This window comes from Pseudomonas lactucae (assembly GCF_016937615.1).
Lineage (GTDB): Bacteria > Pseudomonadota > Gammaproteobacteria > Pseudomonadales > Pseudomonadaceae > Aquipseudomonas > Aquipseudomonas lactucae.
The window spans coordinates 14,726-31,124 of the sequence record NZ_JAFHKI010000067.1; the positions used below are offsets into that span (position 1 = coordinate 14,726).

Sequence of the window (16,399 nt, forward strand, 5' to 3'; positions counted from 1 at the left end):
GAGTTGAGGCGTACCCGGACACTACCACAGCGTCACAAATAAACAAGACAGCCTCAGGCCTGTGCCCTGCGCTGCTCGGCCTGGGCGCAGATCACTCGGCGCCGGGCATCGTCGGCGGAGCGCCATTCACGGATGTCTTCGACATGCCGGAAGCAGCCGAGGCAGACTTTTTGCTCATCCAGGCGACACAAACTGATACAAGGTGACGGCACCGCCGGGCTGACGTTGCTGAACAGCGGCTTGGGCGGGCGTATGGGTACAGGCTCGTTCACGATCAAATCTCGTCGAAATCCAGCTCGACGCCGGCTTGTTGCTGGACCAGACGCGTGAGCATTTCACCCAACAACTCTTCGCTCTTGTCGCACTGCCATTTGCCGCTTTCTTCGTCGTAGTCAAAGTGGATACCGCCGGAACGCGCCGCCAGCCAAAGCTGACGTAACGGTTCCTGGCGGCTGAAGATCAATTGCGTGCCGTTTTCGAACTTGACGGTCAGCACACCGGCGGAGCTTTCCAGATCGATGTCCAGGTCACTCTCGTCGAAAATATCTTCCAGCGCCTGCTGGGTCGTATCCACCAGGTCGTGAAAACGCGCTTCGGTCAAACTCATTGTGGCAACCTCAAAAGTGTCTGGTTTTGCTCAAGCGCCGCACGATACGGGCGAGCTTCGCCGATTGCAAAGGATACCGATTCCATCACGATTGGCGGTACGAAATACCGCCAACCACCGTAGTCCGATTCCCGACCATCTCGGCAAACCCCCGCCGGACGGGTATTTCAGCGCATAGGCAAGCTGGCGGGTGGTCGGTATACTCGGGCGCAATTAATGCATATTCAAGGATTTCGCCATGAAGCGCCTGATCTCTTCCCTTGCTGCGCTCGTCGCGGTCGCTTGCCTCGTTAGTGCCTGTGGTCAAAAAGGCCCGCTGTATCTACCCGATGACAGCAAAGACCCGAATGACCAGGCGCAATCGTCGCAAAAGCCAACCAAAGCGCATAAGCACGACACCTTCGAATAAGGGAATTCCATGGACGCTTTTAACTACCGGGACGGCGAGCTGTTCGCGGAAGGCGTGGCGCTGTCCGCGATTGCCCAGCGCTTTGGCACCCCGACCTATGTGTACTCCCGTGCGCACATCGAAGCGCAGTATCGCTCGTTCACCGACGCGCTGAATGGCGTACCGCACCTGGTGTGCTACGCGGTCAAGGCCAACTCCAACCTGGGCGTCCTCAATGTCCTGGCGCGCCTCGGTGCCGGTTTCGACATCGTGTCCCGTGGCGAGCTGGAACGTGTGCTGGCCGCTGGCGGCCAGGCTGACAAGATCGTATTCTCCGGCGTCGGCAAGACCCGCGACGACATGCGTCGCGCCCTCGAAGTCGGCGTGCACTGCTTCAACATCGAGTCCACCGACGAGCTGGAACGGCTGCAAGTGGTGGCCGCCGAGATGGGCGTTCGCGCGCCGATCTCCCTGCGCGTCAACCCGGACGTCGATGCGGGCACCCACCCGTACATTTCCACCGGTCTCAAAGAGAACAAGTTCGGCATCGCCATTGCCGACGCCGAAGATGTGTACATCCGCGCCGCGCAGCTGCCAAACCTGGAGGTCCTGGGTGTCGACTGCCATATCGGCTCGCAACTGACCACCCTGCCGCCCTTCATTGATGCTCTCGACCGCCTGCTGGCGTTGACCGACCGCCTCGGCGACTGTGGCATTTACCTGCAACACATCGACCTCGGTGGTGGCGTGGGCGTGCAGTATCGCGACGAAGAGCCGCCGTTGATTGCCGACTATATCCAGGCCGTGCGCGAGCGCATCGAAGGCCGCGACCTGACGCTGATGTTCGAGCCGGGCCGTTATATCGTCGCCAACGCCGGCGTACTGTTGACTCAGGTCGAGTACCTCAAGCACACCGAATACAAGGATTTCGCCATCGTCGACGCGGCGATGAACGACCTGATCCGCCCGGCGCTGTACCAGGCCTGGATGAATGTCACCGCCGTGACGCCTCGCGCAAGCGTTGCCCGCGCCTACGACATCGTCGGCCCGATCTGCGAAACCGGCGACTTCCTGGCCAAGGACCGTCAGTTGGCCCTGGAAGAAGGCGACCTGCTGGCCGTGCATTCGGCCGGCGCCTACGGGTTTGTCATGAGCTCCAACTACAACACCCGCGGACGTGCCGCCGAGGTGCTGGTGGACGGTGATCAAGCATTTGAAGTGCGTCGCCGCGAGACGGTAGCCGAGTTGTATGCTGGCGAAAGCCTGCTGCCGGAGTAAGCCATGCTGCTGCGTTTTACCAAGATGCACGGGCTGGGCAATGATTTCATGGTTCTCGACCTGGTCAGCCAGCACGCGCACATCACGCCCAAACACGCCAAACAGTGGGGCGACCGCCACACCGGCGTTGGTTTTGACCAATTGCTGCTGGTCGAAGCGCCGACAACCCGGAGGTGGATTTCCGTTACCGGATCTTCAACTCCGACGGTTCCGAAGTGGAGCAGTGCGGCAACGGCGCGCGCTGCTTTGCGCGCTTTGTGCTGGACAAGCGCCTGACCGCCAAGCGGCAGATTCGCGTCGAAACCAAGAGCGGCGTGATCGAACTGGACATCCGCAACGACGGCCAGATCAGCGTCAACATGGGCGCGCCGCGCCTGGTGCCGGCGGATATTCCGTTCCAGGCCATCGAACAGGCCGCCAGTTACGCGCTGGACGTGGAAGGTCAGTCGGTCGACATCGCCGCCGTGTCCATGGGCAACCCCCACGCGGTACTGCGGGTCAACGACATCAACAATGCGCCCGTGCATGAACTGGGGCCGAAGATAGAACACCACCCGCGCTTTCCGGCGCGGGTCAATGTGGGTTTCATGCAGGTAATCGACCGTTCCCGCGCGCAATTGCGTGTATGGGAACGCGGCGCCGGCGAAACCCAGGCCTGCGGCACCGGTGCTTGCGCCGCTGCCGTGGCCGCGATCAGCCAGGGGTGGATGGATTCGCCACTGCTGATCGACCTGCCCGGCGGACGGTTGTCCATCGAATGGGCAGGCCCTGGCCACCCGGTGCTGATGACCGGGCCGGCCTCGCGTGTATACGAAGGACAGGTCCGTCTATGAGTGAGCCAAGCCAATGACCGATAAGCCTCAAGTACCCGCCCAAGCATCCCCAAATGAAAGTCTGGAGGCCGCCGCTGTCGCGGCGTACCTTGAGGCCAACCCGGACTTCTTTGTGGAGCACGAAGAACTGCTGCCGGCGCTGCGTATCCCCCATCAGCGCGGCGACACCGTGTCGCTGGTGGAGCGGCAGATGAAGATCCTGCGCGAGCGCAATATTGAAATGCGCCACAAGCTCTCGCACCTGATGGACGTTGCCCGCGACAACGACCGCCTGTTTGAAAAAACCCGTCGCCTGATTCTGACCCTGATGGACGCCACCAGCCTGGAAGAAACGGTCATCGCCGTGGAAGACAGTCTGCGCCAGGACTTTCAGGTGCCGTTTGTCAGCCTGATCCTGTTCAGCGACAACCCGATGCCGGTGGGTCGCTGGGTCAGCGGCGGCGACGCGCAGACCGCCATTGGCGGCCTATTGTCCGAGGGCAAGACCATCAGCGGCACCTTGCGTGAGCATGAACTGGACTTTCTGTTTGGCGCCGAACAGCGCAAACAGATCGGTTCCACCGCCGTGGTCGCTCTCAGCTATCAGGGCCTGCACGGCGTACTGGCCATTGCCAGCCGTGACCCGCAACACTACAAGAGCTCGGTGGGCACCCTGTTCCTGACCTATATCGCCGAAGTGCTGGGCCGCGTCTTGCCACGCTTCACCACCGCCCTGCGCGCGGTGCGCTAGCCATGGAACGGCAACTGGACGCTTACTGCGCTCACCTGCGCAACGAGCGCCAGGTGTCGCCCCATACGCTGGAGGCTTACCGGCGGGACTTGAACAAAGTGCTGGCCTATTGCGAAAAACAGCAGGTCAGCAGCTGGAAATCCCTGGATATCCAGGCCCTGCGCAGCCTGATCGCACGCCTGCACCAGCAGGGCCAATCCTCGCGCAGCCTGTCGCGGCTGCTGTCGGCGGTGCGCGGGCTCTATCACTATCTCAATCGCGAAGGTCTGTGCGACCACGACCCGGCCAATGGCCTGTCGCCGCCCAAGGGCGAGCGACGCCTGCCCAAGACCCTGGACACCGACCGCGCCCTGCAATTGCTCGATGGCGCAGTGGAAGACGACTTCCTCGCCCATCGCGACCAGGCGATCCTGGAATTGTTCTATTCCTCGGGTCTGCGCCTGTCGGAACTGACCGGCCTGAACCTGGATCAACTGGACCTGGCGGACGGCCTGGTGCAAGTGCTCGGCAAAGGCAGCAAGACTCGCGTGCTGCCCGTCGGCAGAAAGGCCCGCGAAGCACTGCAATTATGGTTGCCGCTGCGCGCACTGGCCAACCCGCAGGACGACGCGGTATTTATCAGCCAGCAAGGCCGACGCCTGGGGCCTCGGGCGATTCAGGTACGGGTCAAGGCCGCCGGCGAGCGCGAACTGGGACAGAACCTGCACCCGCATATGCTGCGCCACTCCTTCGCCAGCCATCTGCTGGAATCCTCCCAGGACCTGCGCGCCGTGCAAGAGCTGCTCGGCCACTCCGATATCAAGACCACGCAGATCTACACCCATCTGGACTTCCAACACCTGGCAACGGTTTACGACAGTGCCCATCCACGGGCCAAACGCATCAAGGACAGCGACTCATGAGTATCAAGCTGATCACCTTCGACCTGGACGACACACTCTGGGACAACGTGCCGGTCATCATCAGCGCTGAAGCGTCGATGCGCGAATGGCTGGCGACCCATGCCGCCAAAGTGGGCGACTTGCCCCTGGAGCATTTCGCCAGCCTGCGCCAGCAGGTGTTGCAACGTCACCCCGAACTGAAAAACCGCATCAGCCTGCTGCGTCATCGAGTACTGATGCACGCCTTTGAAGAGGCGGGTTATCCGCAGCCTGAAGCCACCGAGATGGCGGATGTGTGTTTTGAGGCGTTCATTCATGCACGTCACCAGCTCACCGTATTCCCCGAAGCCGAGCCGATGTTGCAAGCGCTGCGCCAGCACTTCCTGCTGGGGGTGATCACCAACGGCAATGCGGACGTGCAGCGTGTCGGCCTGGCGGACTACTTTCACTTTGCCTTGCGTGCAGAAGACATCGGCATCGCCAAGCCGGATGCACGCTTGTTTCAAGAAGCGTTGCAGCGGGGTGGCGTGGACGCAAGCGCTGCGGTGCACGTGGGCGACCACCCTGGGGATGACATCGCCGGCGCACAGCAGGCCGGGCTTCGCGCGGTGTGGTTCAACCCGACCGGCAAGGCGTGGGATGCGGATAAGCGCCCGGATGCGCAGATTCGTAGCCTGACTGAGTTACCCCCGTTACTTCGTGGTTGGAACTGACATTGGCAATCTCGCGGGGAAAATAGCTTATTTCGCCCATGAAAAAGCCCGCAGCGACGGCGGGCTTTTTCTTATAAGCAGGTGACTGACCTCAGATAGGTCGGCTACCGTACTTGTTATCCGGCTTCTTGGGCGGGTCCGCCACCACATTGGGCTCGACCTCGACCACTTTGCCGCCTTTGGCAAGAAACTCTTCCATCGCACGGGCCAGGGCGTCGCGCTCTTTGTTCTTGGCTTCAACGCTCGGCAGTTCGTCTACCGAAACAGCGGCCTTGGCTTTGCCTTTGGCCTTGGGCGCGGCGTCATCACCGACACTGTCATCGGCGTCGTCAGCAACGTCTTCAACTGCTGCCGCGTCAAGACCGTCCTCAGCCTCGTCGTCCTCACCTACTTCGAGGTCGTCTTGTTCCAGATCATCGTCGCTCATGTTCTACCTCATGACTTGCGAAAAGCAGATTAGTTATAGCCCAGCTTTATCCTCTGTCGAGGTCGCCGGAAAAAAATCAACGTCCACCGGATAACCAGTGGCCTATGCCTCATCACCGTGCAAGGTGGCGAGGACTTTACGTGCACCGCCATGATCACGGTGCTCGCCCAGATAAACACCTTGCCAGGTCCCCATCGCCAAGCGGCCGGCCTTCACCGGCAAACTCAGCTGGCACCCTAGGAGACTGGCCTTGAAATGCGCCGGCAGATCATCCGGACCTTCGTCGTTGTGTTCAAACCCTGCCCGGCCTTGCGGCACCAGCGAGTTGAAAAACCGCTCGAAGTCACGGCGAACCGCCGGGTCGGCATTCTCGTTGACGCTCAACGAGGCCGAAGTGTGCTGCAACCACAGGTGCAACAGGCCCACACGACATGCCTTCAATTCAGGCAGGCCGGCAAGCAACTCATCGGTTACCAGGTGAAAGCCCCGAGGCTTGGCCCGCAGGGTAATCAGGGTCTGTTGCCACATACAGTTCTCCGCCCATCGGCGCGCATTCTAGCGCGCTCTGGGAAAAAACAAAGTGCCGAATACGCCTACATGCCTGTAAGACATTCGCACGCTTGAAAGTGCCGCATGCGCCCCATCACAAACTTTGCGCAAAAACCGACACAGCTTGTTAAGACTGACAAACGCCAAGCAAAAAAATGCCCGGCAAGCCGGGCATCTTTTTTGCGCACTATTTACAAGTTGTAGCCGCGCTCGTTGTGCTGTGCCAGGTCGAGGCCGACCGCCTCTTCTTCTTCGGTGACACGCAGGCCCATGACCGCGTCCAGCACCTTGAGGATGATAAAGGTCACGATCGCCGTGTAGATCACGGTGAAGCCGACGCCTTTGCACTGGATCCAGACTTGAGCTGCCACGTCCGTCACGGTGCCGAAGCCACCCAGGGCCGGTGCTGCGAACACGCCAGTGAGGATTGCGCCCAGGATACCGCCGATACCGTGAACACCGAAGGCGTCCAAGGAATCGTCATAGCCCAGTTTGCGTTTGAGGGTCGTTGCGCAGAAGAAGCACACCACACCCGCCGCCAGGCCAATGATCAGCGCGCCCATCGGGCCCACAGTACCGGCTGCCGGCGTAATCGCCACCAGGCCCGCCACTACACCCGAGGCGATGCCCAGTGCGCTTGGCTTACCGTGGGTGACCCACTCGGCGAACATCCAACCCAGCGCAGCGCTGCGGTGGCGATCTGGGTTACCAGCATCGCCATACCGGCCGTACCGTTGGCCGCCGCAGCGGAACCGGCGTTGAAGCCGAACCAGCCGACCCACAGCATCGCCGCGCCTACCAGGGTGTAACCCAGGTTGTGAGGCGCCATGGGTGTGGTCGGAAAGCCTTTACGCTTGCCGAGCACCAGGCACGCTACCAGGCCAGCCACACCGGCGTTGATGTGCACGACGGTGCCGCCAGCGAAGTCCAACACGCCCCAGTCACCCAGCAACGAGCCCGGACCGCCCCAGACCATGTGGGCAATCGGTGCGTAGACCAGGGTGAACCAGACCCCCATGAAGATCAGCATTGCAGAGAACTTCATGCGTTCGGCGAAGGCACCGACGATCAGCGCCGGGGTAATGATCGCAAACGTCATCTGAAAGGTGACGAACACCGCCTCGGGGAACAGCGCCGCAGGGCCAGTGATACTGGCCGGGGTCACGCCCGACAGGAACAATTTGGACAGGCCGCCCACGAACGAGTTGAAGTTGACGACGCCTGCTTCCATCCCGGTGGTGTCGAACGCCATGCTGTAGCCGTAGACGAACCACAGGATGGTGATCAACCCGGTGATGGCGAAGCACTGCATCATCACCGAAAGAATGTTTTTGGAACGCACCATGCCGCCGTAGAACAGCGCCAGGCCGGGAATGGTCATGAACAGCACCAGCGCAGTGGATGTGAGCATCCACGCAGTGTCGCCTGAGTTGAGGACTGGAGCAGCCACTTCGTCTGCCGCCATGGCCAGGCTTGGCATTACGATGGACAACAGGGCTCCGAGCCCTGCGAATTTACGCAGAGTCATATTGTTTTCTCCTGGGGCGTTGGGGTTTGGCGGCTTAGATTGCGTCGGTATCGGTTTCGCCGGTACGGATGCGAATCGCCTGTTCCAGATTGACCACGAAGATCTTGCCGTCACCGATCTTGCCGGTGTTGGCGGCCTTGGTTATCGCTTCGATAACCCGGTCAAGATCCTTGTCGTCAATGGCGACATCAATCTTCACCTTCGGCAGGAAATCGACGACGTATTCCGCGCCGCGATACAGCTCGGTGTGACCCTTCTGCCGACCGAAGCCCTTGACCTCAGTAACGGTAATGCCCTGCACGCCGATCTCGGACAACGACTCGCGTACATCGTCCAACTTGAACGGCTTGATGATGGCAGTGACTAGCTTCATGAAAACTCTCTCCCGAATTGGTGGACTTGCCCCAGGAAAACAAACCCGTCTCAAGTCTAAGCGCAGTGCCTGGCTTTGTAACGCATCGTCGCAAGAGCAATTGCCGTTGCGACGCCAGCGAACCACTGGTGACGAAACCTGTACCCCTGATCCGTCGGCGCACTGCATTCGTCACAGCGACTGCATCAGTGCATGGGTCATGATCGTCTAAGCAGAAACCTTGCCAGCTCCGTAAAAATCACTGAAATCAGTCCGTTGCCTGCTTAACCCCACCTGCGGGGCTGTTCGACGGCTGCATTGCGCACGAAAACAGTGCGCCAGCGCCCGGCCTTATGCGCGAAAAGCGTGCGCCGCAGGCCGTAAAAAGACTATAGACGCTGCGTGATACACTGCCGGCCAACAGTTTTCCGGAATACTTCCCATGCTCGCGCCCAAAGACCTCCTCGACGCCCTGAGCGGCCACGCTTCTCGCCTGTTCAGCGGCGACACCCCGCTGCCCCGCAACGAAATCGAAAGCCAATTCAAGGCATTGCTGCAAAGTGGTTTCAGCAAGCTCGACCTGGTGAGCCGGGAAGAGTTTGATAGCCAGATGGTGGTGCTGGCCCGCACCCGTGCGCGGCTGGAGAGCCTGGAAGCGAAAGTCGCGGAATTGGAAGCGCGGTTGGCACCACCCGCTGAATAAACACAATCAGTGTGGGAGGGGCGGTGCGACTTGCTCCCTTCCACATTTGCTTCACCTTTGCTCTGGATACGTTCTGTAAAACCTCTTCGCCTCGCTCTCCCCCACCTCGTCTACCCTTGAAAAACCGCAGGAAGCGGCCGCCCACTTCAAGGAACGAGCATGTCCCTCGCCATTGTTCACAGCCGCGCCCAGGTCGGCGTCGAAGCCCCCGCCGTCACCGTCGAAGTGCACATGGCCAATGGGTTGCCGTCCCTGACATTGGTGGGCCTGCCCGAAACCGCCGTCAAGGAAAGCAAAGACCGCGTGCGCAGCGCCATCCTCAACTCCGCGCTGCAATATCCCGCGCGCCGCATCACCCTCAACCTCGCGCCCGCCGACCTACCCAAGGACGGCGGGCGTTTTGATTTGGCGATTGCCCTGGGGATCCTGGCGGCCAGTGTGCAGGTCCCGGCGTTGATGCTCGATGAGGTGGAATGCCTGGGGGAATTGGCGTTGTCCGGCGAGGTACGCGCGGTGAAAGGTGTGCTGCCGGCCGCGCTGGCGGCGCGCAAGGCCGGACGCACCGTGATAGTGCCACGGGCAAATGCCGAGGAGGCCTGCCTGGCGTGCGGGTTGAAGGTCATTGCAGTGGATCACCTGCTGCAGGTGGTGGCGCACCTGAATGGACACGTGCTGATTGAGCCCTACAAATCCGATGGCTTGCTGTATCTGAACAAGCCCTACCCGGACCTGAGCGAAGTGCAGGGCCAGCTCGCCGCCAAGCGTGCATTGCTGATCGCAGCGGCGGGTGCGCATAACCTGCTGTTCAGCGGGCCGCCGGGTACCGGCAAAACCTTGCTCGCCAGCCGCCTGCCCGGTTTGCTACCGCCGTTGAGCGAACAGGAGGCCCTGGAGGTGGCGGCGATCCAGTCTGTGGTCAGCCTGGCGCCACTTTGCCATTGGCCGCACCGCCCGTTTCGTCAGCCCCACCATTCAGCATCAGGCCCCGCATTGGTGGGTGGCGGCTGTAGGATACTGAATTAAATGCGACATTTCTGAAATTGATGCGACAACCAGCAAGCCATTTGGCTGCTTAAGAAACCTCTCATATCCTTCAAACATCTTACCTGCGACCTTATCCCTCGAAGAGCTGAGCGCTAGTGAAGATTGACGCTCGAGTACCCCCGTGTTGTGCCTAATGTAGCGGTAGAAGGGGGACCATAAGCGGTGCTCTAAGCAGCGTATTCATAGGAATTGTTTAACATATTCTAACGTTCAGATCATAAATCTTGAACCTGCTTCCGGTGGCGTCACGCTTGACCCGGCTCATAAAAAAGTCATCCATAAATTCTAATTTAATTATTTTAATTCAATGGGTTATGGCTGTATTTTTTGAAAAACCAAACCCATATATCGATATGTCCCAGCCCCCCCTAATCCGTTACAGCGAGTTTTCGCTCCCTAACAAATCTGCTATAGATGTCGAAGTTCCAATAAAAACGTATAGAAATGTTGCCGATCCGAAGGGTTCAAAGGATCGTTCATGAAGGAATGGAGTGCTGGGATGCTGGGTTTATCACGTGATGAAGCAGCTGTGCCTGAGCTGATGGCTGAAGTGTGTCGTATTGCTCTGGATTTTCTGGCAGACACTCGCGATGCAAAGGTTGTGAATACCCAAATCCACAACAGGGCGACTCAATCCGAGATGCCTGAGCATGGGATTGGCAGTTTGGCTGCGCTAGCAACGTACTGGGAGAGCTACGGTGCATCCCACTCACGCAGCACAGGCCCACGATATTTCGGTTTTGTCACTGGCGGCACCACGCCCGCAGCGTTGGCAGGTGATTGGCTGGTTTCCGTGCTGGACCAGAATGTTGCCACTGAACGCCATTCCGTAGCGGCGTTCATCGAAGCCCAGACGCTGAGCTTCCTGACCGACTTGCTCAGGCTCCCATCTGGCGCTTTCCACGGCGTACTGACAACAGGCGCCACCGCAGCGAATCTTGTTGGCCTGGCCACCGCCCGCGAGTGGTGTGGCGAACAGAACAACGTCAGCATTTCCCAGGACGGCATTCAGGCCGCCCTCCCTGTAATGGTTTTCTGCGCCTCGCCCCACTCAAGCATTGTCAAGGATCTGGGGCTTCTCGGTATAGGTCAGCGTAACTTTATCAAGGTAGATTGCCTGCCTGATCGCGAAGTCTTTGATCTAGACGCGCTGGAACAATCGCTAGCCACTTGCACATCGCCATGTCGAATTGTGGTGGCCAGTGCAGGCACCGTTAACAGTGGCGATTTTGATGACCTGGTTTCACTGGCAACGTTATGCAAAAAATACGGTGCATGGTTGCATGTCGATGCCGCGTTCGGTGCCTTCGCGAGATGCTCAAGCCAGTATGCACATCTGGTAGAAGGCTTGGAGCTAGCAGACTCTATAACTGCCGACGCGCATAAATGGCTTAACGTTCCATATGACTGCGGTATCGCTTTTACCCGCCATGTGACGCTTCATGAACGAGCCTTTTCAGCTGATGCTCCTTACGTGCCCCTGGAAGGGCAATTACCGGCTTACATGAACCGCGGCGTTGAACAGTCTCGACGCTACCGGGCGCTACCGTTGTGGATGACATTGATGGCCTATGGCAAAGCCGGATACAGGGAATTGATCGAACGCCATTGCGGTTATGCTCAGCGTATTGCTTCATGGGTTGATGAAAGCTCCTGCTTTAAACTTCTATGTGAAGTCAGATTGAATCTCCTAGTCTTTCGTTATTTCAAAGACGGTTGCTCTCCCAATACGCTGGCCGAACTCAATCGACAGGTGCTGAGCAATCTCAACAGCAGCGGCGAACTGTATATCACCCCAACGACATACAAGGGTGAATATGCGTTGCGTTTATCCATCAGTAATTGGATGACCCAAGAGGAAGATATCAATCGGGTGACCGCCGCGTTACAACGCGCCGCCGATTAATTGCCCGACTGACCTACCCCACTTTCGATTCCACAAGGAAAGAAGCCAATGTCTTCACAAGCGTCCGCGAGCCACGCTACTGGCAACGGGCTGTTCGGCCTGTTTTGCCTGGGCAGCTATTTACTCTCCCTGTCGTATGGCACTACGTTCTTATTGGCAATGAAGCTTAGGGAAAGTGGTGGCAGCGAGTCCGACGCCGGGACGATTATCTCGGTTGCCATGCTCAGTACATTCCTGGCAGTTATTTTCTCAGGCCACTTGACCGATCTGATCGGCGCGCCCAAAGCCATCGCAGCGGGCGCTGTGTTATTGGCAGCGGCGTGCCTTGGCTTCGCAACCGTGCCTGCGTTCGGGATGGCCCTATTGACCAGCGGCTTGATCCTGGGGTTTGGATGGGGCGTGTTCTACACCCTTGGACCGATCATTGTGGCGATGATCATAGAGCCTGCCCGGCGTGTGAAGTATTTTGCCTTGCTGTCAGGAAGCATGATGAGCGGCATAGGCACCGGCCCTTTGGTTGGACGTGCCGCCGAGGCACTGGGCCATTCCGTGGAGTCGGCGTTTGTGGTGGCCGCCATCGCCAGTCTTGCAGGAGGGCTGGTGTTTTTCCTGCTCGGGCCGCACATCAAGCAGCAACAAGCACGACTGGGGCCGGTGACAGTGTGCAAGATCAGCGCACGTGCCGCCCAGGCAGTGCTGGGTTCCAAGGCGGTCTTTGCCATCATCATGGTAGGCCTCGGCGGTGCGATCTTCGGCGGCCTCTCCAGTTTCCAGACCTCCTATGCCGCCCTCAACCACCTCGACTATTCGCTATTCTTCCTGGGCTTCATGAGCGCGGCGATCTCCTGTCGCCTGTTGGTTGCGGGCTATATCGTCAAACGCGATCCCTACGTGATGTCCAGCCTATTAAGTGCGCTGATGGTGGTTTCGGTATTGATGTTCACCTTCTTCGTGCACTCGTCGGCGGCGTATTTGCTGGCCGCCATTGTGCTCGGCGTAGGTTATGGGCTGACTTACTCTGTGATAAACGGACTGGCAGCCAATGAAGCCCCCGCCGGCCAGACCGCGCAATCGTTAGTTTTATTCAGTCTTTCCTACTTTGTCGGCGTGTTCGGGTTTCCGTTGTTGGCAGGTAAAGTCATCGTCAGCCAAGGCATGTCGACGTTGCTCTATATCATCTTGGTGGTCGCCTTGTGCAACTGGTCGATCACATTGGCGCGTCTTGTATGGCGACGAACAATGCTCGGCGCGACGGCGTAACGGCCATCGTTAACACTGACTAAGTATTGCCGCACCTCGAAGTCGGGGCCGGCCATTAACTGCCACCTTGCAATCAGAATTACCGCGAGTAGCAGGAATAATAAAAACGCTCACTTGTCTAGCGCGGCACACGTCGCGCTCCCCATAGCGATGCACCTCAAAGTTCTCCAGCATGGATGTGAATGAACATGTCTACCTTGATGAATTCGCCTGCTCTTGGCTATGAAACCGTCGGCGACGGTGTCGAATCGCGCAATGCCGCCTGGAGTTTTGGCGGCACCACGCCGCAGCACTTTGATTCACATGTATCGAAGTCTGTGCCCCGATATAAGGATGGACATGAAATCGTGCTGTCACTCAGCGACTTCTTTGTGAAGAGCGACAGTACCTGTTACGAGCTGGGCAGCTCTACCGGCACCCTGACGCGTCAATTGGCACTCCGTCACGGTGTTTCAACGAAGTGGGTAGGCATCGATGTGGAAGATGCGATGACCTGCCAGGCGAACACGCTGTTGAGCGCCTCCCCCCTGCCCAATGTCAGTTTTGTCACGGATGACATACTCACGTTTGATTACCAAAAAAGCGATTTGATCGTTGCTTATTACACCGTGCAGTTCGTGCACCCGCGCATTCGGCAGGCCCTGTTTGATCGAATCTACGAGTCATTGAATTGGGGTGGGGCGTTCATCATGTTCGAAAAAGTACGCAGCCCGGATGCGCGCTTCCAGGACATTCTCAGCAGTCTTTACGTCGACTACAAACGCGACCAGGGCTATAGCGCCGATGAAATACTGGCAAAAACCAGAAGCCTCAAAGGTGTGCTTGAGCCCTTCTCCACCGCCGGAAATATCGACCTGTTAAACCGTGCGGGCTTCCAGGACATCACCACGGTATTCAAGCACATCTGCTTTGAAGGTTTTTTCTGCATCAAGTGACCAGGACGTCATCGTGAGCACATCCCTAAAACAACAATACTTACAACGCCTGCAGATGCCCGACACTTACCGCGTGCACAAGATGGACTGCGAACTGTGCGACTCCACACAACACGCCGTGCTATTGCACAGCGTTCGCGGACCTGGCGAGCAGGCAGTCGACTTGCCGGTACTGGGTTGCCAAGAGTGCGGGCATATTTTCCAGCAATACCGCTTTGAGGAAGCTTTCTATAACGCTTACTACGACAAGTTTTATCGCCTGAGCCTGTTCGGCAATTCGGAACCTGAGCGCGCGTTTTTTCTTGATCAGGTACGCCGCGGGGAACACCTGTATCGGTACCTCAAAGAGGTGCTACCCGCCACCGGCAAACTGCTCGACGTCGGTTGTTCCGCTGGCGGGTTGATGATTCCGTTTGCCAAACAGGGCTGGTCGGTCAGAGGCAATGATCCGGATCGGGCATATGTGGAATACGGCAAGAAGATCGGCCTGCAGATCGATCTGGTGGGTGCTGAACATATGAACCCCAGTGGCGACTACGACCTGATCATCATCAATGGATCACTGGAGCATGTGCATGACGTCAACCAGGTCATGCAATTGTGTCGACAAGCCAGTGCGGACGATGGGTTGTTGTTGATTGAGGGCCGCGCCCTGGGCTATGGCCTTGAACAGGGCTTCCTCACCCATAACCATCGGCGCTACCTGAGCGCCAGCAGTATCGAATACCTGATGTGTAAACATGGCTGGGAACCGATTCGCACCACCCATGAGCCCGTATGCGGCCCCACCCGCCCAGGGGCTGTGTTTGTACTGGGACGCGCCAGTCATCGACGCAGCGACAAGCGCCTGGCAGACGTCAAGGCCCAGGGCCGCCAAGCGCTGGAACACACCTACAGACCGCAGCTGCACGCGTGGTGGGCTCAGCCATGAGCAGCTCTGCCATTGCGACCAGCAAGGTTGCAGCGCCAGCCCATGCCTGCTTGAGAAATGACCTGGTCGTGACGCCGCCGACAGACGATAGCGCGGTGCAACGCTACCATCTCTATGACCCCACCTCGGACCTCGGTTTTGAACTGGGCAAGGCCGAGTACTGCCTCGCATTGCTCTTCGATGGCCAAAGCAGCCACACAGACATCATGGCCGCAGCCCTTGCACGCCACCGAATGAAGGTCAGCCCCGAGAAGCTGATGCAGTTTGAGCGCAAGTTGCTCAGCCTGAATCTGCTGAGCAGCGAGCACACCGCTCACAAGAACAACCTGCGCGACCCGGCCACTGGGATCACCTATGGCCCGCTGAAAGAACACTTGCTGATCAACCTGGTAAAAACCAACCCGCAGCCGTTGCTCGATTACCTTTATCGCTGGGCGCCCTGGTGCTGTCGTACGAGCTTCAACGTGTCGCTGCTGGTGTTGGCACTGGCGAGCTTCATTTACTTGGGCATGCACTTCGACGCGTTCCTGGCTGACGTTGGCGCTACCTATGTGCACAGTTACCGTTGGCTGATCTGGCACTTCCCGGTCATCGTAACATCCATTGCGCTGCACGAGCTTGGTCATGCCATGGCATGTCGACACTATGGGGTCAAAGTCAACGACTTCGGGATTGGCATCTACGTGCTACTGGCCACCGGCTGGGTACGGCCGGTGCAAAAAGAGTGGTCGCAACTGCCCCTCAATCAACGAGTTGTCACCATTCTGGCGGGCCCCATGGTCAGCCTGATGTACGCCGGTGCCGGGATCGCCCTGTGGGCGTTGTACCGGGATGCCCAAGGCGCGTTCGCGTCGCTGTTCGTGGTGATGGTCGTAGCGTCGTTCATTTCCCTGATACCGACCCTCCTACCGATTTTCAATGGCGATACCTATCTGGCAATTATCGAATGCCTAGAGCAGCCACGCCTGCGCCAACGAGCCTTCAATTATGTACGGCGCTCGCGCCGCGCCGCGCAAGATCCGGTCTCCCCGCAGTTGCGCCGGCTCTACTGGAGCACCTTTGTGTTGACCTGCCTGGGATGGGTCATCGCCTGGTGCTTCACCGCCTTCACTGTAATCCGCCTGTTCAACCACCCCTGAGGAAAGTGCCATGACTCAATCGCCAACCACCCCGATCGCCGGAAACGAACCCCACGTCGACAACGTGACCGTTCCCGCTACCGAAGCTAACGAAGAAGCATTGTTTGAGGAGTTCGACCTGGATGACATCGAAGTCATCGAGAGCAAGGTTTTCGCCTGACGGTTCCAGACCTTCCCCGGCGTGCTGCCGGGGAA

The 16,399-nt window shown here is 58.7% G+C and carries 17 protein-coding genes and 3 pseudogenes; 14 read left to right on the plus strand and 6 right to left on the minus strand.

Annotation, left to right across the window (positions count from 1 at the left end; translation table 11 throughout):
- Positions 1-53: 53 nt before the first annotated feature.
- Positions 54-272, minus strand: coding sequence for a DUF1289 domain-containing protein (locus tag JWR98_RS13680; protein WP_205490306.1), 219 nt, complete (start codon positions 270-272; stop codon positions 54-56).
- Positions 273-274: 2 nt separating this feature from the next.
- On the minus strand, positions 275-607 hold the full coding sequence (gene cyaY, locus JWR98_RS13685; RefSeq protein WP_078735183.1) for an iron donor protein CyaY: 333 nt from the start codon (positions 605-607) through the stop codon (positions 275-277).
- 238 nt (positions 608-845) lie between these two features.
- Between cyaY and lptM the strand changes: the two genes are divergently transcribed.
- The 6 genes and pseudogenes from lptM (at position 846) to JWR98_RS13715 (ending at position 5,430) form a co-directional block, all read left to right on the plus strand.
- Positions 846-1,016, plus strand: coding sequence for an LPS translocon maturation chaperone LptM (gene lptM, locus JWR98_RS13690; protein ID WP_003176870.1), 171 nt, complete (start codon positions 846-848; stop codon positions 1,014-1,016).
- A gap of 9 nt (positions 1,017-1,025) precedes the next feature.
- Entirely contained in the window at positions 1,026-2,273 is a 1,248-nt protein-coding gene (lysA, locus tag JWR98_RS13695; protein WP_078735184.1) for a diaminopimelate decarboxylase, read from the plus strand.
- A gap of 3 nt (positions 2,274-2,276) precedes the next feature.
- A pseudogene (gene dapF, locus JWR98_RS13700) lies at positions 2,277-3,106 on the plus strand (diaminopimelate epimerase).
- Between the two features lie 13 nt (positions 3,107-3,119).
- Positions 3,120-3,836: a DUF484 family protein gene (locus JWR98_RS13705; RefSeq protein WP_078735185.1), complete on the plus strand. Its 717-nt coding sequence runs from the start codon at positions 3,120-3,122 to the stop codon at positions 3,834-3,836.
- Positions 3,837-3,838: 2 nt separating this feature from the next.
- Positions 3,839-4,738: a tyrosine recombinase XerC gene (gene xerC / locus JWR98_RS13710; protein WP_003176875.1), complete on the plus strand. Its 900-nt coding sequence runs from the start codon at positions 3,839-3,841 to the stop codon at positions 4,736-4,738.
- Positions 4,735-5,430, plus strand: a complete 696-nt coding sequence (locus JWR98_RS13715) for an HAD family hydrolase (protein WP_078735186.1) — start codon at positions 4,735-4,737, stop codon at positions 5,428-5,430. Before xerC ends, JWR98_RS13715 begins: the two co-directional genes overlap by 4 nt.
- Before the next feature lie 91 nt (positions 5,431-5,521).
- On the opposite strand, the gene sutA is transcribed toward JWR98_RS13715, so the two are convergent.
- From sutA to glnK, 4 genes and pseudogenes are all read right to left on the minus strand, one after another.
- Positions 5,522-5,857, minus strand: a complete 336-nt coding sequence (gene sutA / locus JWR98_RS13720; RefSeq protein ID WP_078735187.1) for a transcriptional regulator SutA — start codon at positions 5,855-5,857, stop codon at positions 5,522-5,524.
- A gap of 102 nt (positions 5,858-5,959) precedes the next feature.
- Positions 5,960-6,385, minus strand: a complete 426-nt coding sequence (locus tag JWR98_RS13725; protein WP_017526842.1) for a secondary thiamine-phosphate synthase enzyme YjbQ — start codon at positions 6,383-6,385, stop codon at positions 5,960-5,962.
- Positions 6,386-6,597: 212 nt separating this feature from the next.
- Positions 6,598-7,934, minus strand: a pseudogene (locus JWR98_RS13730) (ammonium transporter).
- A gap of 34 nt (positions 7,935-7,968) precedes the next feature.
- On the minus strand, positions 7,969-8,307 hold the full coding sequence (gene glnK, locus JWR98_RS13735; RefSeq protein WP_002555808.1) for a P-II family nitrogen regulator: 339 nt from the start codon (positions 8,305-8,307) through the stop codon (positions 7,969-7,971).
- 421 nt (positions 8,308-8,728) lie between these two features.
- On the opposite strand from glnK, the gene JWR98_RS13740 reads away from it, so the two are divergent.
- The 8 genes and pseudogenes from JWR98_RS13740 (at position 8,729) to tglA (ending at position 16,364) form a co-directional block, all read left to right on the plus strand.
- Complete coding sequence (locus JWR98_RS13740) at positions 8,729-8,989, plus strand: accessory factor UbiK family protein (RefSeq protein ID WP_078735189.1); 261 nt, start codon at positions 8,729-8,731, stop codon at positions 8,987-8,989.
- Positions 8,990-9,148: 159 nt separating this feature from the next.
- Positions 9,149-10,000, plus strand: a pseudogene (locus tag JWR98_RS13745) (YifB family Mg chelatase-like AAA ATPase); the annotation flags it as partial.
- Between the two features lie 511 nt (positions 10,001-10,511).
- A complete protein-coding gene (locus JWR98_RS13750) occupies positions 10,512-11,939 on the plus strand; it encodes a pyridoxal phosphate-dependent decarboxylase family protein (RefSeq protein WP_225908705.1) in 1,428 nt (475 codons plus the stop codon).
- A 48-nt stretch (positions 11,940-11,987) separates the two neighbouring features.
- Positions 11,988-13,199, plus strand: a complete 1,212-nt coding sequence (locus JWR98_RS13755) for an MFS transporter (RefSeq protein WP_205490310.1) — start codon at positions 11,988-11,990, stop codon at positions 13,197-13,199.
- Between the two features lie 188 nt (positions 13,200-13,387).
- Positions 13,388-14,134 carry a methyltransferase domain-containing protein gene (locus tag JWR98_RS13760; protein ID WP_225908706.1) on the plus strand — a complete coding sequence of 249 codons (747 nt, stop codon included), beginning with the start codon at positions 13,388-13,390 and terminating at the stop codon, positions 14,132-14,134.
- 13 nt (positions 14,135-14,147) lie between these two features.
- Positions 14,148-15,065 (plus strand): class I SAM-dependent methyltransferase, encoded by a 918-nt coding sequence (locus JWR98_RS13765; protein ID WP_341870880.1) that lies wholly within the window; start codon positions 14,148-14,150, stop codon positions 15,063-15,065.
- The gene (locus tag JWR98_RS13770) at positions 15,062-16,204 is read left to right on the plus strand and encodes a M50 family metallopeptidase (RefSeq protein ID WP_205490312.1); all 1,143 of its coding nucleotides are present in this window, start codon (positions 15,062-15,064) and stop codon (positions 16,202-16,204) included. Before JWR98_RS13765 ends, JWR98_RS13770 begins: the two co-directional genes overlap by 4 nt.
- 10 nt (positions 16,205-16,214) lie before the next feature.
- Entirely contained in the window at positions 16,215-16,364 is a 150-nt protein-coding gene (gene tglA / locus JWR98_RS13775) for a 3-thiaglutamate biosynthesis pearlin carrier peptide TglA (RefSeq protein WP_205490313.1), read from the plus strand.
- The last annotated feature ends 35 nt before the right edge of the window (positions 16,365-16,399 follow it).

Coding starts and splice junctions, on each gene's coding strand:
- cyaY (WP_078735183.1), bottom strand. CDS start 607: ATGAGTTTGACCGAAGCGCGTTTTCACGACCTGGTGGATACGACCCAG.
- lptM (WP_003176870.1), top strand. CDS start 846: ATGAAGCGCCTGATCTCTTCCCTTGCTGCGCTCGTCGCGGTCGCTTGC.
- lysA (WP_078735184.1), top strand. CDS start 1,026: ATGGACGCTTTTAACTACCGGGACGGCGAGCTGTTCGCGGAAGGCGTG.
- JWR98_RS13705 (WP_078735185.1), top strand. CDS start 3,120: ATGACCGATAAGCCTCAAGTACCCGCCCAAGCATCCCCAAATGAAAGT.
- xerC (WP_003176875.1), top strand. CDS start 3,839: ATGGAACGGCAACTGGACGCTTACTGCGCTCACCTGCGCAACGAGCGC.
- JWR98_RS13715 (WP_078735186.1), top strand. CDS start 4,735: ATGAGTATCAAGCTGATCACCTTCGACCTGGACGACACACTCTGGGAC.
- sutA (WP_078735187.1), bottom strand. CDS start 5,857: ATGAGCGACGATGATCTGGAACAAGACGACCTCGAAGTAGGTGAGGAC.
- JWR98_RS13725 (WP_017526842.1), bottom strand. CDS start 6,385: ATGTGGCAACAGACCCTGATTACCCTGCGGGCCAAGCCTCGGGGCTTT.
- glnK (WP_002555808.1), bottom strand. CDS start 8,307: ATGAAGCTAGTCACTGCCATCATCAAGCCGTTCAAGTTGGACGATGTA.
- JWR98_RS13740 (WP_078735189.1), top strand. CDS start 8,729: ATGCTCGCGCCCAAAGACCTCCTCGACGCCCTGAGCGGCCACGCTTCT.
- JWR98_RS13750 (WP_225908705.1), top strand. CDS start 10,512: ATGAAGGAATGGAGTGCTGGGATGCTGGGTTTATCACGTGATGAAGCA.
- JWR98_RS13755 (WP_205490310.1), top strand. CDS start 11,988: ATGTCTTCACAAGCGTCCGCGAGCCACGCTACTGGCAACGGGCTGTTC.
- JWR98_RS13760 (WP_225908706.1), top strand. CDS start 13,388: ATGTCTACCTTGATGAATTCGCCTGCTCTTGGCTATGAAACCGTCGGC.
- JWR98_RS13770 (WP_205490312.1), top strand. CDS start 15,062: ATGAGCAGCTCTGCCATTGCGACCAGCAAGGTTGCAGCGCCAGCCCAT.
- tglA (WP_205490313.1), top strand. CDS start 16,215: ATGACTCAATCGCCAACCACCCCGATCGCCGGAAACGAACCCCACGTC.